The organism is Psychrobacter sp. UBA3480 (assembly GCF_002377945.1).
Taxonomy (GTDB): Bacteria; Pseudomonadota; Gammaproteobacteria; order Pseudomonadales; family Moraxellaceae; genus Psychrobacter.
Window position 1 is genome coordinate 109,892 of the sequence record NZ_DFQV01000002.1, and the last position, 14,934, is coordinate 124,825.

Below are 14,934 nucleotides of genomic sequence, written 5' to 3' on the forward strand. Positions count from 1 at the left end.
TAAGTGAAGCCTTTTTTATCAATCCTAATATCTCACCTTTATTGCAATCAGATTATTGTCTATGTTCACTATTATTCAGTCGCACCGTACCGAAAACCTCGTTGATCAATTGCTTGTACAATACCAGTCCAAGGATCAGCCGGTTTTTGAACCCTTTATTGTCATTGTACCGTCGATGGTATTGGGCGATTGGTTGGACAAAACTATTGCTAGCCGTGCTGGTATTAGTACCTTGGTGCGTACTAAATTTTGGGGTCAGTATCAATGGACACTGATGCAAGATGTATTGACCCGCCATAATGCATACTTACTGGCGCAAAACCCTGAAGCGACAACTCTAAATGTACCCGAAGTGGCGGTGTTATCACCGACAGTAATGCAGTGGCGATTATTTGGGTATTTGACTTATTATCAGGAGTCGATTGTTGCAGATGAAAAGCATCCAGTTCATCCGTTGTTAGCGTCTTTGATTGATGACCCACAGGCAATTGCTCAACAAGACAGTTTACAACAGGATAAGGCGCAACAAGATGCTCGTATTTGGCAGATGGCAAGCGATTTGGCTAGGGTGTTTAACCGCTATTTGACTCACCGTGAGGATTGGTTGGCATTATGGTCGCAAAATAAGCCGTTGAACGTAAGTGAGTTGATAGCGGATAAAGATGCATTGTCACTGCGCTTTGATAAGTATGCGCGCGGCACACCTGAGTGGTTGGTCGACCATTATGTTGAGTTGGAAATTGCCCAACGATTCTTGTGGTCGCATTTGTTTGCCGATGTCCATCTACACCGTGTAGCACTAGAGCGTGCGTTTTGGTCAGCTTTAAAAGGTAATAAGGCGAACGAACGTGCTCAGTTGCCAACCATACTGCGTATTTTTACCATCCAGCAACTGCCACAGACCGAGTTAGACTTTCTACAGAGTCTGTCGCAATACATGAATATCACGCTATTGCATTACAATCCATCAAAGCTGTTTTGGGCGGATATCGTCGATAAATCTTGGTTACAGCGTCAGCAGATTATCAACCCTGAAAGCGTGTTTTTGCGTGATTATGGTCATAGTTTGCTATCGCGTTTGGGCAAGCAGTCGCGCGATGCGTTTGCCATGCTTGCCAACTTATCAGGTAATGAGCAATACGACGATGCGCTAGTCGAATGGCAAGATAACTTTGATAATGGTGTAGATAATGTGCTCGGTCATTACGAGTATGAAAGCGTAGATGCTGCTGATGACGCTGTTAGTACTCAAGATTCGCAAGGCAACCTGAGCTTATTAAAACGTTTGCAAAATGATGTGTTGATGCTTGATGAGCAATCGACCCAGCAAGCAACGGCCGCTACAGTCTCGCAAGCAGTAAGTAAGCAGATAGAGTCAAGCTTTGATGAAGAAAAGCCAGAAACGGCTTGGTATGAAGATGAAGCATTAGAGAATAAGCGCTTTGAGAAAGACCGTTTTTGGGCAATCTCTTCTCAAGATAATAGCCTAAGCATTCATTCGTGTCATAGTTTGCAGCGTCAGCTTGAAGTATTGCGTATTATGATTGGTCGTTGGCTAAATGAACCTATCAAACTAGGTGAAAAGAAACGCCATATCTCTGACATTGTGGTGCTGCTACCTGATGTTGAACGTCATCATGCATTGATTGGGTCTATCTTCGTCAATGGTAAGGGTCAAGACGGTTTGACTTTGCCTGCTAAAGTGACTGGTGTTGTTGACGCCGATATTCGCCAGTTATGGGAAGCGATTATCGGTTTTTACAAACTATTGGGTAGCCATAGTGCCCGTTTTGAAGCAGCTGAAGTCTTAGACTGGCTCATGTTACCGCCTTTATTTGAAAGCTTTGGACTGACTCATGAGCAAATGAGCCGTGGCTGTGATTTATTGGTAGAGGCGGGCTTTATTCGCGGCTTTGACGAGCTTCATCTTAAGCAAACTTTAGACAGCAATGATTACGACTATCGCTTTAGCTTTGCACAGGCATTAGACAGATTAACTTTAGGTCTGGTCATGCCAGAGGCTGAATTGAGCGACTGCTTATATGATCTAAATGACGATGAATGGCCAAGTACAGCTTTACCAGAAATGACCTTGCCGTTACCACAAGTGAGCCTGAATGATGCGCTGATTGTTGAAGCGCTTTGCCGCATTTATACTGGTTTGGTTGCACGACGTGATGATCATATACAAAAAATGAAAGCGGAAGATTGGCTCGACCAGATTGAGACACAAGTTATCCATCGCTACTTTGGCGATGTGGATCAAACACGTACCATGCGCGCCATTTACAATGCGATGAATGGTTTTAAATCAAGTCTACGAGCCAATCGTCATTATAGGCAGTACGCTAGTGGTGATATCGATAACAGAGAAGTAGAGCAGAGGCTGGCGGGTGTGGAGCAATTGCCGCTCAAGCTGAGCTTTATGCTAGACAGTATCGAAAACGAGCTTGAAAGTCAGCAAGTCAGTGCGGAGCCGACGGGGGTGATTACCTTTGGTCGATTCGGTGCACTAAGAAACGTGCCGTTTGAGCTGGTGGTGATGCTCAATATGGATCTTTCTGAGTTTCCTGGGCGTGACCGAGATAACCGCTATGATTTGATGAAAGCGACCAATGCACGCCGCGGTGACAGAGTTAGTGAAGATGATGACAACGGCGCATTTTTAGATGCGCTACTGTGCGCGCGCAGTGCATGCTGGATGTTCTACAATGGCCAAAGCTTGACGGACACCCATGAGCATTTGCCAGCCAATCCAGTGAGTGAGCTATTGCAGTTTTTGCAAGGCGAGGTGCAATGGCAGGTGAACTCGCTTGAGACATTACCCGAGAATATTGATCCTACCACGGAAAGCCTTAAGCGCTATTTGCCGAAATTGATTAAGCAGTGGTTGGTGACTGAGCATCCTGCACTACCTTTTCATGAGAGTCTGTTTGAGACAGAAATCGAAGGCACTGATGTTTCTGAGCAAGCGTCTCCTGATATTGATGACAATGCTAATGTTAACATCAATGCTCAGGATACCAGCCCTGTCGATATGATTGATGAGCTGGATACTTTACTAAGTACAGCCATGCGCAAAACCAAACTGGCTCAGAAAAAGCAGTTTCCGCCTGCGCCGCTTTGGCAAGCGGTGTTTGACACATTAAAAGGCCGAATATCTAGTGAGCATAAAGAGTTGGTGGGCTTACCCACGAAGGCGCAGTATGAGTCAATCGCTCAGGTGTTGGGTCAAGGCTTAGGTCAGCTAGGTCAAGTAGACAATCAAACCTTGTATGCATTGGCTAATATGCTAGCGTTAGCTACATTTGTTGATGCTAACGATGTCAATGGCATGACAGAGGTGCTATCTGATAGCATATTTAACATAGGAGAGATAGATATTGAAGGGGCGTTGGCTTACCAAGTGCGCCATCCTGCCAAAGCATTCTTACGGTCTCAAAAGGTGCATGTGGTACAAGGTGAAGAAGCACTATCGCATCAAGAGCCGCTATTCTTAGACAGTTTAACTACCTATCAAATTAAAGATCATTTGATTAAACAGTTGGTTACTGATGAGAATAAGAAAAATGGTAGTAGTGCAGTGACTGAAACTACTACTCCAATCCTAATGTATCAAAAAATTATGCCTGCTGGTGTCGCTCGCCAAACCACGCTACCCAATCAACAGAAAAAACTACAACAGCAATGTCTAGAGTTTAAAGAGCAGTTAATGGCTAATGGCTTTGACGAAAGCAGTATTCTCAACGAGAGTACGGCAGATATCAGCAGTGTATTACAGCTACTGACCCCAACCGCCGAATATCCTGTTCAGATAGAGCTAAAAAATATACTGAATAATACTGATAATGATTCAAAAGACCAGACAGATATAGAGGGTATAGAAACACTGCTTAAGCTGATGCCGAAAATCATTAAGATCAAAGGCTCAGTACCAATATTAGCCCCCATATCAATTATTCAGGCGGGCGTGCCTTATGCTCAGCAATCACCCAAGCAGTGGTTAAACATATTGCCCAATTCTGCCAGTCCTAGGCATTTACTCAAGTTTTGGTTGTCACATTTATATTGGCAAGTGGCTAGACGTACCACTGCCGAGCAAGTAGCATTAAATGATGGCGTAAGTATTTGGCGTTTTAATAAGCCTAGCTCACAAGTCAAAAAGTATGACAAGGTCATCGCATTTACACTAAGCCCAATCGTGTATGAAGACGCAGTCATTGAGCTGATAAAATGGGCAGTTTTTGGCAAGTTAACGGGTCAAGTACCCATTACGTTACTGCCAGAATATGCACTGAATTACCTTGATAAGTATCTAACCGCTGAAGAAGGTGACAGCAACCGCTACTGGCCAAAACGAGCCGATTTCTCGGACTGGTTAAGGCCTAACTATAACTCAGACACGGTATACGATACTTGCTCGCAGCATGCTATTTGGCAGTACGTGCTACGTGACCAAGATGCATTCAAAGCGCTATCGGCAGCGTTGACTACATTAGCCCAGCCATTATATGAGCCGATGTTTAATGCGTTAACTAACTTAGATGGTTAGCCCATTATCTAGAACAGCCTCTAATTAGTTTTTGCTATTTTGTTTTGATAAATAATAATTAAAAGTATGCGCCCATATGACAGACCTTACCGACCCAACCAATACCATTGACTCGTCTACACAACCGAATTTACTTGATGAATATTCAGATGAACTGACTTTATCTGCTGTGTCTGAACGTAAAAATGATGTCATACCGGCAGTCGATGTTGATCTAACGGGTAAACACCTAATCGAAGCTTCAGCGGGCACGGGTAAGACTTGGACGTTGACCGGTATTGTACTGCGCCTACTGATCGAAGCGCGACGTGCGCCAGAGCAGATCATTGCCACGACCTTTACTCGAGCTGCCGCTGCCGAAATGCGTCAGCGTATCCATGATCGTTTGGTAGATTTCTATCAGCTATTACAATGGGTCAATAGCCTAAGTGCTGATACTGGCAATAAAGAAAGTCTCTATTCCAACATACTACAAGTCATGCCTGAGAGTAATAAAGACGCACAAGTAGGCAGTAATCCAGATGTAGATGCAAACGTTGAGACAGGCATTGACGATTTAAATCAAGACCTTGCTGCTGATAAGCAAGCGGCGGCTGAGCAACGTAAACAAGCAAAAAAAGATCGTGAGGACTGGCTGGTGAATCAGGCCAAATATGTGCGTTTAGACGGCATTATGCAAGATCCTATTAACTTGCATCTCGTCGGTTATTTGCTGGATCACGTGTACAGTTACCCCATGGCGGAAGCTATCAGGCGTACGGCACTGGTACTCACCACATTGGATAAGCTATTTGTAGGTACGCTCGATAGCTTGGCGCAAAAATGGTTGACGGAGTACAGCAGCGAGACTGGTCACCAGCAGGGTATGGGGATTATTGAAGACAGCAGTATTGAGCAGGTTACTGATAGTATTATCCATGATGAGCTGCGTCAGTTTCAAAGCCGTTTGTATTATGAGCAGCCTAAACTTTACGCGCTAATGGATCAGCAAGGTAAGCTGTCTGCGGTAGGCGATCATAAGAAATATGTGACACGATCGCTTAATTTTATCTCTGCGCCGATTGATGAGATAAGGATTGAGAAAGGCTTTGACTTTGATGCATACGAAAAGCTAATCAATGAGTTCTCTCAGTTAGATTTAGTAGATATCCAGCCTTACTTAAATCCTGACTATAGAAAGTCTCAAGGGTTTCGTGGTGGTTCTAATCTAACCAAACAGTTTGATGCCATTATTGAGGTTCATCAAAAGATATCAGAGTATCAGCTGACGTTTAATAGCTATTTGAATGAGAGCGAGAATAAGATTTTGACATCATTGCAAGATGCCAGATATCCAGATGAAGATGGCAAAATTAAGAATTTTAATAAGAATAAAGAAAAAGAGCATCAGACGCTTTTTGAGCTAGAAACCATTAGTAAGTTAATGGCTCTCTTAGACATGCTTGATAGTTTAAATCAGCATATATTGTTGGTATTGGCCGATCTTAACCGCCATATTGTGTTGGCTGTGCGTAATAGGCTGCCAGTTATTTTAGAAGAGCGTGGCGAGACGACTTTTAGTTTACAAATGGTACGCTTAAATCAAGCGCTAACTGGTCGCCAAGGAGATAAGCTGGCGCGTTATATTCGTCATCACTATCCTGTGGCATTGATTGACGAGTCGCAAGATATCAATGGCGAGCAAGCCATTATGATTGAAAGTATTTATTTGCCAAAGAATAAGCGTAAACAGTCGGACAGTGATAAGCAGTCAACCACTAAGAAAACCAATCATGAGTTTCTGCTATTGGTTGGTGATCCCAAACAGGCTATTTATGGGTTTCGCGGTGGCGATGTGGCCAACTATAACTATATGAAAGCCCAGTTTGATAAAAGCGCCCTTTGGACGCTTGATATCAACCGCCGTTCTAATGCCGGTGTGATTAACGCATTGAACTGTTGGTTTGGTATGGCGAGTGCAACAACTACTGAGAACAAACTGTCGCAATTGGGTACTGGTATTCATTACCAACATATCAAAGCAGCAAAACCGGAATATGAGCTGTCTTGGTTTAATGCGTCAGATAGTCTGGATGATGTGCTGGTGACAGAGGTGCTTTCTGCTCAGCCAGTGAGCTTATTGCACCTGCCTTATGACAAGGACAAAGAGTTTGATTATGATGAACATGAGATAACAGCTCGCCATATAGCCACTTTGCTTAATAGTGGTCAGACACTTAAAGGTAAGCCGATTCAGCCCAGTGATATTGGGGTGCTGGCACGTGCCAAAAAAGATCTGAAAAGGGTCGAAGATGAGCTGGTAAAACTTAATGTGCCGACCTTGACTACCAGTGATGTCAGCATCTTTGAGACTATTATGGCAGAAGATGTGGCGGCGCTACTAAGTGCCATGCTATACCCGTATCGTCATGACATGATTAATCGGGTGTTGACCAGTCACCTATATGGACTGAGTATCAAAAACATCAAAGCCATGATGACGGACCATGAGTCAGGCATTACCGAGGGTAGCAGTACGCCAAGCGCCCGTTCAAATAATTCTAATTCGAAAGACTTCTCAACTAATGAAGCTACTGATATTAAAAAGAGCTATCAAGACTTTATTACTTATCTAAAAGAAGGTGCACAGCGTTGGCAGCACTTTGGCATCTTATCGGCGCTACATTATTTATTAGATAAAAGCCCTGTACAGCCGCAAGGCGTTTGGCAAGCCCTAGCTGCGCATCCGGAAGGTGACCGTCATATTATGGACTTGCGTCATGTAATGGACATCTTGGCGCAGTATGGTCTAGGTATGGGTGAGCATGAGCTACTGGCGTGGTTCAGGCAGCATATAGATGCAGCGCCTAACAGTGACTGGGCTAAGCAATATCCGCTACCGACAGAGTCTGGTGTGCAATTGATGACTATTCATAAGTCAAAAGGGCTTGAGTTCCCTATTGTCTATGTATTGGGAATGGGTGATGCCAGTAGGAAGTCTGGTAATAAGGAAGACTATGGGTTGTACCTATATAACGCGCAACAAGCGCCTTCAGCGCTAGTGCGGCAGTCGATAGAAGTACAGCAGTCGACAGATAATCAATCGACGGGAAATCAGCGCCGCTTCTCACCATTGCAAGGCTCTGCCACGGATGAGGGTTACTATACGAATATCGAGACACAAGAAGGTTTTGATGAGATAAGACGGCTTGGCTATGTGGCATTTACTCGAGCCAGTGAGCAGCTTTATGTTGTGCTACGAGATCCGAGTAACAAAACAGGGTTTGAGCTAAAGCCAGTGTTTTATTGGTTTGAATCGCCAGAAGCAAAGTTCGAGCTACCTGACAGGCTCAAAGGTATCGTAGGCATGCTTAGAGGTCATAAAGTTAATGAGTTCTATGACAATAATTACGCAAGCAATTATGCTAACTCAGCAGGCGTAAATGATAGTGCTCAGCTAGCCGCAACCAAATCAAGTGCTCATAAGCCTACAAGAGAGGCTATTGAGTACGCGCCCTTTGCCGAGGTGATGAAAACCAATTATTTTTATGGTTGGGCCAAGACCAGTTTTACCGCCTTAGCGCGTCAGCTCGATGAATCTACACAAGCAATGGCGATAGTGGATGAGCGTATTGATGATGCGATAGACATTGATATGACAGAGTCCTCTGTTTCAGACCTCTCTTTACTTAATAACGACGAGTCTCTCGAACAAGACAGTGAACTAAACCTCAAGGTAGAAGATGATATCCGCTTTACCTTTGTAAAGGGTGCCAATGCCGGTACGTTTTTGCATGAGATATTTGAACAAATAGACTTTACCAATAAAGCCCAGTGGCCTCAGGTTATTGATAGAGCGATTAATAGCTATCAGTTGCCGCTGATATATAGCAGTGCTGAACAGCAGAGCCGCAGATCCCAAGGCAAAAAACAAAGAGATAGCGATGGGTTTGATCTTGAGTCAATAGATACAACCAAGCATGAGGCGTTAGTTAATTGGATTGAAGAAGTGCTGCATGCGCCACTACTGGCTTCCAATCAACCCTTGATTGCTCTTGACAAAGGTAAGCGATTTGCCGAGTTAGAGTTCAACATGGGATTGTCAGAGAATTTCAAAGCACAGGATATTAGTAAGCTTTTCCAACAGTATTTACCTGACGAGACAGATAAACACGTCACCCTAGTGCCACAAAATAAAGCGCATCTGTATCGTTATTTGCGTGGTGAGATTGACTTGGTGTATGAGTATGCTGGCAAGTATTATGTGGTTGACTATAAGAGTAACTTTCTAGGAAATAGCCTAAGCGATTACAATGAAGATACCCTCAAGAAAGCAATGTCCAAGGCGGGGTACTGGCTACAAGCAGCAATCTATCAAGTAGCATTACATCGGTTCCTTGCTATGAGAATCAGTGATTATACGGGTAACGAAGATAAGTACTTAGGCGCTGTAGAGTACGTGTTTTTACGCGGTGTGTATGATCCGAATGCTCAAGCAGCTACTATGCCTACATCGCAAGATAGGGCTCAGTCTAACCACGATAGCTTGAGCAGTAATAGCTGCTATGGATTGGTTACTTGGGATATTCCCATCGCCTTTATTAAAGGTCTAGATGCCTTGTTTGGCCTGCCGGATTAATAAACTTTATATAATACTTAAATGGACAAACATTGTTATAACATTTAATCAGATTAAAAAGAGACCAGCACACGATGAGTAATAATAACAACAAGAGCAAGTCAGCCATTAGTTTACAAGAGAGCTGGGCAAGTAATCTCAGTGATTATATTTTGCTGCGCCGTCAGCAAACACATGTAGCATATGACGCGGCAGATGCAAAGACAAACGATGAAAATAGAAGAATCGATAAGTCAAAAGATAGCGATTTATTTACGGCTCTATTCGTTATTTTAGCGGCTCATTTGGAAGAAGGGCATACTGTATTAACCATTAATGCAGCCGATCATGAAGCTCCCATGCAAGGTCAGATTAATGGGGAAGTGGTCACGTTATATGCATGGCAGCAGCAATTATTGGGGATACTGGCAACACCAATTTTTGCGCTGATTGATACTCAGATAAAAACACAAATAGACACGCAACTAGACGATGACACTATAACGGAGACATCGCTATTTGTATTACTGGACACTTTGTTTGGTCAGCGAGATTACCTATGGGCGCAGCTAGCACTGAGTAATCATGGAAAAGAGACGTTGATCAAACGTTTTGATGCGATAACCACGTTATATCATCGCTTGAAGAATAGCGACTTAAATACTTTCGTTCATTCAATCCATGAGCATGCTTTATTTTCTAATATTGAGGCGAATAGTGATAGTAATAACTATCAAAATAGCCTAAGCAAAGATAATCAACCAATTATTTATAACATAACTAAGAATAAAAAGACCCAAAGTTCGAAAATCACATTTTGGCTACACCGCACATGGCAAGCAGAATTTAACTTAGCGCAGCATATTAATCATATTTTGAATCAGCAGATAGTACCTTTAGACATTACCATGCCTGAGAACTTAAATAACCAACAGATAGCCGCTATCAATGTGGCGAACAGTAATGCATTTAGTATCATTACTGGTGGCCCAGGTACAGGTAAAACCTACACCGTTGCTCAGTTAGTTATCGCGTTACAACAGACGACAGAGAGTAGAGGGGATGAGTCTGAACATATTAGGTTTAGCACAGACAGTGCTAGTCTAGCATTAGCAGCGCCAACAGGTAAGGCAGCCCAACGTATGCAAGAGTCTCTGCAGGCGGCTTTAGACGACGCAAATGTAGAGCTGCAGTTGCAAGAGGCAAAAACCATCCATCGTCTACTAGGCATCGGTCGAACGGGTAGACCGCGCTACGATGCCAACAACCCTCTAGGTGAAGATATTATCATCGTTGATGAGGCATCTATGCTCGGAGTTGAGTTGGCCAATTACCTTGTAAGCGCTGTAAAGCCAGGTGCAAGGCTAATATTATTAGGCGATGCTAATCAGTTAGCAGCCGTCGATGCAGGAGCAGTATTGGCTGATCTCTGTCGCATTCCACTATTGCAACCTATTCACGCAGAGCTAACCGAGAGCCGCCGATTTAGCGCTAAGTCAGGTATCGGTAAACTGGCCACTCAAATCAATAAAGCAGAGACAAATATTCAAGCTATTTGGCAATTATTAAGGCATGACGCTGCCTTGAGTTTTCAATATGTTAATACGTTACAAGCAGAGTCCCTATCAAATAACAAGATAGAAAATAGCCTAAGCAGAGGGAAAATTGTTTCAAGAATCTCCAGTAATTACCAATCATACGTAAATAAAGTTAAAAATTTACTGAAAAATCCGATAGAAAAATCCGTGCCAGAATCAGTTAAAAATACTACCACTTCGTTAATGGAAGTATTTAATCAATTTAGAATCCTCACTGCTGGCCATAATGGTGAATGGGGCGACCACTATATCAATAACTACCTTACTCAATGGTATCTTGCTGAGTTAAAGTTACCATTGGGTCAAAATACATGGTTCCATGGACGTCCTGTTATGGTGCTACAAAATAACTATGAGCTTGGGCTATTTAATGGGGATATTGGTTTCTGCTTACAAACATCAGATGAAAGGAGTCAGTTAGAGGTATTCTTTGAAAATAAGACACAAGGGATAGCTGTTAATTTGCTAAATGAAGAGGTGATAGCCACGGCATATGCAATGACCATTCACAAGTCACAAGGATCTGAATTTAATCATGTTGCTATTACTTTTGATAATAGTCATGCACGGTTACTGAGCAAAGAGCTTATCTATACGGCAGTGACTCGTGCTAAGAAGCAGGTAACGATATATAGTACCAAGCACGCCTTAGAAAAAGCAGTTCAAACACCAACTGAGCGGCATACTGGTTTGGCATTACAGTTTTAACGATTCATTCAAGTTGTTGTCGGCGCAATAAGTCAGCGCAATAAAAAAGCATCCAAATTGGATGCTTTTTTAGGACTTAACTATTTCAATCAATTAAGTCTAGAATTAAACTTTGTCTTCTTTGATTGCATAGATACCTGGTAGGTGACGCAAGTAACCATGGAAATCCATACCACAACCGTAAACATAGCGATCTGCAACATCAATACCCACAAAATCTACGTCAAAATCTGCAACTTTGCGATCATGTTGCTTGTTAAGCAAGACACAAGACTCAAGTGATAGAGGCTTTTCTTTGCTTAATTCTTCAACAACTGCTTTTAGGGTAATACCTTCGTCAAAAATGTCGTCGATTAACAATACGTGCTCACCTTCGATACTAACATCAGGCTTGAATTTCCAATCAAGCTCGTTAGTACCTTCGTTATCGCGATAACGAGTCGCATGGATATAATGCATGCGATGGTAGAACGTAAGATGTGTCAGTAGTTGACCAGCTGGGATCAAGCCGCCGTTCATCACGACCATAACAATTGGGTTTAGACCAGCATAATGTAGATTGAGCTGAGCGGCCAAACGCTCATAAGCAGCAGCTACTTCGATACTGCTAATAAGGCACTCTGAGTTGCGTAAAGTTTTTTCAATTTCTTGGTTACTGATTTGGGTCATCGGGTGCGCCTTTGGTAAAAAGTGCCGCTTATTTTAGCAAATTTTAGTGAATTTGCCCAACGTCATATGACTTTTGGGACAAAATTAATCCAACTTTTGGGGTTATTCTGGCTTTTCTATAATAAATGGACGGTAATAATTGGCCAATCTATTCAATGAGTCATTTGGTAGGTCAGGTAATAGCTTATTAAGTGCCATACTCATGCCTTTATCAATTACCGATTTGGCAACTGGAACTGACTTACGTTTGATCATGCCTAGCTTTAATGTCTCGGCATAACGACTGATAAAATGGGTCAATGTTTCTTCGTTCATGGTTTCGAGTGCTGTTTTAAATTTGGCTCTATCTACATGTTCAGGCGTGATAGCAGCAAACCCTTCAGTGATGGTATTGGCATCTTTTTCTGACAGTTTAAAGCCGACACGTTTAACGCCTTCGTTATCAATAAAGGTTGCATGATCTCTTAGAAAATGAAAACTTGGTAATACGTCTTTGTTGTTTTCTTTACCCAGTAAGATATTGAGCAAAGTATCTGTCGCGCGTTCAATCGTTCCAACAATTTTACGCATAGAAGCTTGGCGCTCAGGGTTAGGAATAATCTCTACCAAACCAACCAATAAATTATCAGTAAGATCGCGCGCCGTCTGATGCGTAAGAGCATCGCGATAAGGGTAGTACTCTACATTCTCATTTGAAGCAACGACTTGTTCGGCCTCACTGATTAAAGCTTTTAGTTTATCTGAGGGTACGAATCCAAAATAATGTGCCATTGCACTTCCTTTATTTGTTGTTTTTTATGTCTTACTTGCGTTACATTGATCACCAAATCGGTTATTATTTAAACAAAGTTTTAGTCTCAGGCTCATCACACCAAATGTTGATTAGTGACATGCCCTAGTTATAAGATAAATGACTTTGTTGATTGGTAATAATTTTGCAAATTGCTAGAATTTACCTAAACGATAGATGAGCTGAGTCACTCATCGCACACTAATTTAGCATATTTTTTATATTTTAATTCAAAAAGCTTGAACTTATAAGGCTATTGACTACTTGTCTAGGGAGAGATGAGATGAATAGTGCTATCGTACTACTATTCGCCGTTGCCGCTATGCTCTGCGGCTACGTGTTTTATTCAAAATTTATCGCCACCAAAATTTTAGCATTGGACAACAGCCGTCCTACACCCGCACATACGATGAAAGATGGGATCGATTATGTCCCTACCAATAAGTATGTATTGTGGGGGCATCACTTTACGTCAGTGGCAGGGGCTGCACCAATTATCGGTCCTGCCATTGCGGTTATTTGGGGCTGGGTGCCTGCCATTATTTGGGTAGTGGTAGGTACTATCTTTATGGCTGGCGTACATGATATGTCTGCTATTTGGGCAAGTATGCGTAATAGAGGTCAGTCGATTGGCTCTATCGCTGGTACTGTCATGGGCACACGTGTCCGCAGCTTGATGATGGTTGTTATCTTCTTATTACTACTGATGGTCAATGCTGTGTTTGGCGTAGCTATTGCCAATATGATGATCAAGACGCCATCTGCGGTATTGCCAGTTTGGGGTGCCTTGGTGGTTGCCTTTATCATCGGACAGTGTATCTATCGCTACAACATGAATTTGGTCTGGGTGTCCATTATCGGGGTAACTGCCTTGTACGGGCTTATCTATCTCGGCCCTATGTTCCCGATTGTGTTACCTGAAACCGTGATGGGCTTGCCTGATAACGCAGTATGGATCTTGATATTGTTCGCCTATGCGGCGATTGCGTCGTTGTTGCCTGTATGGATGCTACTTCAACCTCGTGATTATATTAATGGCTTACAGTTATTTGTCGGTTTGATTTTATTATATGCCGCTATTTTTATTGGCACGCCTAATATTGTCGCGCCAGCCGTTAACACTGCATTACCAGCGGATACACCGTCACTGCTGCCATTGTTGTTTGTGACAATTGCTTGTGGTGCTATATCAGGTTTCCATGGTTTAGTGGCCACAGGGACTACTTCTAAGCAGATTGATAAAGAAGAAGACGTTCGTTTCGTTGGTTACTTCGGTGCATTGGGTGAGGGTATGCTAGCGCTTGGGGCAATCCTTGCAGCAACCGCAGGTTTTGCGACTCTTGGTGATTGGCAAGCGGTCTATCAAAAGTTTGGTGATGGCTCTATTGGTGCGTTCATCGACGGCGGTGCAACCATATTGAATGCTGGCGTTGGTATCGACATGGTGCTATCACAGACCATGCTTACGGTAATGGCCGCATTGTTTGCTGGTACGACGATGGATACTGGCGTACGTTTACAACGTTATATTTTCCAAGAATTTGGTGAATTTTATAATTTACCCGTACTGAATAAGAGTGTCGTTGCAACGTTACTTGCTGTTGGAAGCTGTTTGTTATTAGCGTTCGGTGCTGGTGGTATCGATGGCGCGGGTGGTATGATTATTTGGCCGCTATTTGGTACAACCAACCAGTTAATGGCCGCCTTAACCTTGATGATCGTTACCATTATCTTGTTACGTAAGGGCAAGCCAGTTTGGTACACCTTAGCACCATTGTCGTTCTTGTTGGTTATGACTGTCTTTGCACTATTGATTCAGCTCAAAACCTTCTTTACTGATGGTAATTGGCTACTTATTATTATGGATATTATTATCTTAATCGCGACCATTTTGGTGACGTTTGAGAGTTTGTCTGTACTACGAAAAGAGTGGTCACTACATAAAGGTAAAAGCGGTGAAGTTTAAACATTAACCCATATTGAGTGTCTGTTTAATAAAAAACGCTAGCAGCAATTGCTG

6 protein-coding genes are annotated in these 14,934 nt (G+C 42.8%); 4 read left to right on the plus strand and 2 right to left on the minus strand.

From position 1 onward, the window contains the following. The first annotated feature begins 61 nt into the window (after positions 1–61). The 3 genes from B2863_RS01075 to recD all read left to right on the plus strand — a co-directional run bounded on the left by B2863_RS01075 (position 62) and on the right by recD (position 11,455). The gene (locus B2863_RS01075) at positions 62–4,552 is read left to right on the plus strand and encodes an exodeoxyribonuclease V subunit gamma (RefSeq protein ID WP_296206912.1); all 4,491 of its coding nucleotides are present in this window, start codon (positions 62–64) and stop codon (positions 4,550–4,552) included. A gap of 76 nt (positions 4,553–4,628) precedes the next feature. Further along, positions 4,629–9,170, plus strand: coding sequence for a UvrD-helicase domain-containing protein (locus B2863_RS01080; protein WP_296206913.1), 4,542 nt, complete (start codon positions 4,629–4,631; stop codon positions 9,168–9,170). 74 nt (positions 9,171–9,244) lie between these two features. Next, a complete protein-coding gene (gene recD / locus B2863_RS01085; protein ID WP_296206916.1) occupies positions 9,245–11,455 on the plus strand; it encodes an exodeoxyribonuclease V subunit alpha in 2,211 nt (736 codons plus the stop codon). Between the two features lie 105 nt (positions 11,456–11,560). Here the strand turns inward: recD and B2863_RS01090 are convergent, their stop codons facing one another. Continuing rightward, complete coding sequence (locus B2863_RS01090; protein WP_057760160.1) at positions 11,561–12,124, minus strand: hypoxanthine-guanine phosphoribosyltransferase; 564 nt, start codon at positions 12,122–12,124, stop codon at positions 11,561–11,563. Positions 12,125–12,226: 102 nt separating this feature from the next. Beyond that, on the minus strand, positions 12,227–12,895 hold the full coding sequence (locus B2863_RS01095) for a hypothetical protein (protein ID WP_296206918.1): 669 nt from the start codon (positions 12,893–12,895) through the stop codon (positions 12,227–12,229). A 302-nt stretch (positions 12,896–13,197) separates the two neighbouring features. Here B2863_RS01095 and B2863_RS01100 point away from each other — a divergent pair, with 302 nt between their 5' ends. Continuing rightward, positions 13,198–14,880, plus strand: a complete 1,683-nt coding sequence (locus B2863_RS01100; RefSeq protein ID WP_057760164.1) for a carbon starvation CstA family protein — start codon at positions 13,198–13,200, stop codon at positions 14,878–14,880. The last annotated feature ends 54 nt before the right edge of the window (positions 14,881–14,934 follow it).

Bases quoted from the DNA above. Each gene is read 5' to 3' on its own strand.
- B2863_RS01095 (WP_296206918.1), bottom strand. From the start codon at position 12,895: ATGGCACATTATTTTGGATTCGTACCCTCAGATAAACTAAAAGCTTTA.
- B2863_RS01080 (WP_296206913.1), top strand. From the start codon at position 4,629: ATGACAGACCTTACCGACCCAACCAATACCATTGACTCGTCTACACAA.
- recD (WP_296206916.1), top strand. From the start codon at position 9,245: ATGAGTAATAATAACAACAAGAGCAAGTCAGCCATTAGTTTACAAGAG.
- B2863_RS01090 (WP_057760160.1), bottom strand. From the start codon at position 12,124: ATGACCCAAATCAGTAACCAAGAAATTGAAAAAACTTTACGCAACTCA.
- B2863_RS01075 (WP_296206912.1), top strand. From the start codon at position 62: ATGTTCACTATTATTCAGTCGCACCGTACCGAAAACCTCGTTGATCAA.
- B2863_RS01100 (WP_057760164.1), top strand. From the start codon at position 13,198: ATGAATAGTGCTATCGTACTACTATTCGCCGTTGCCGCTATGCTCTGC.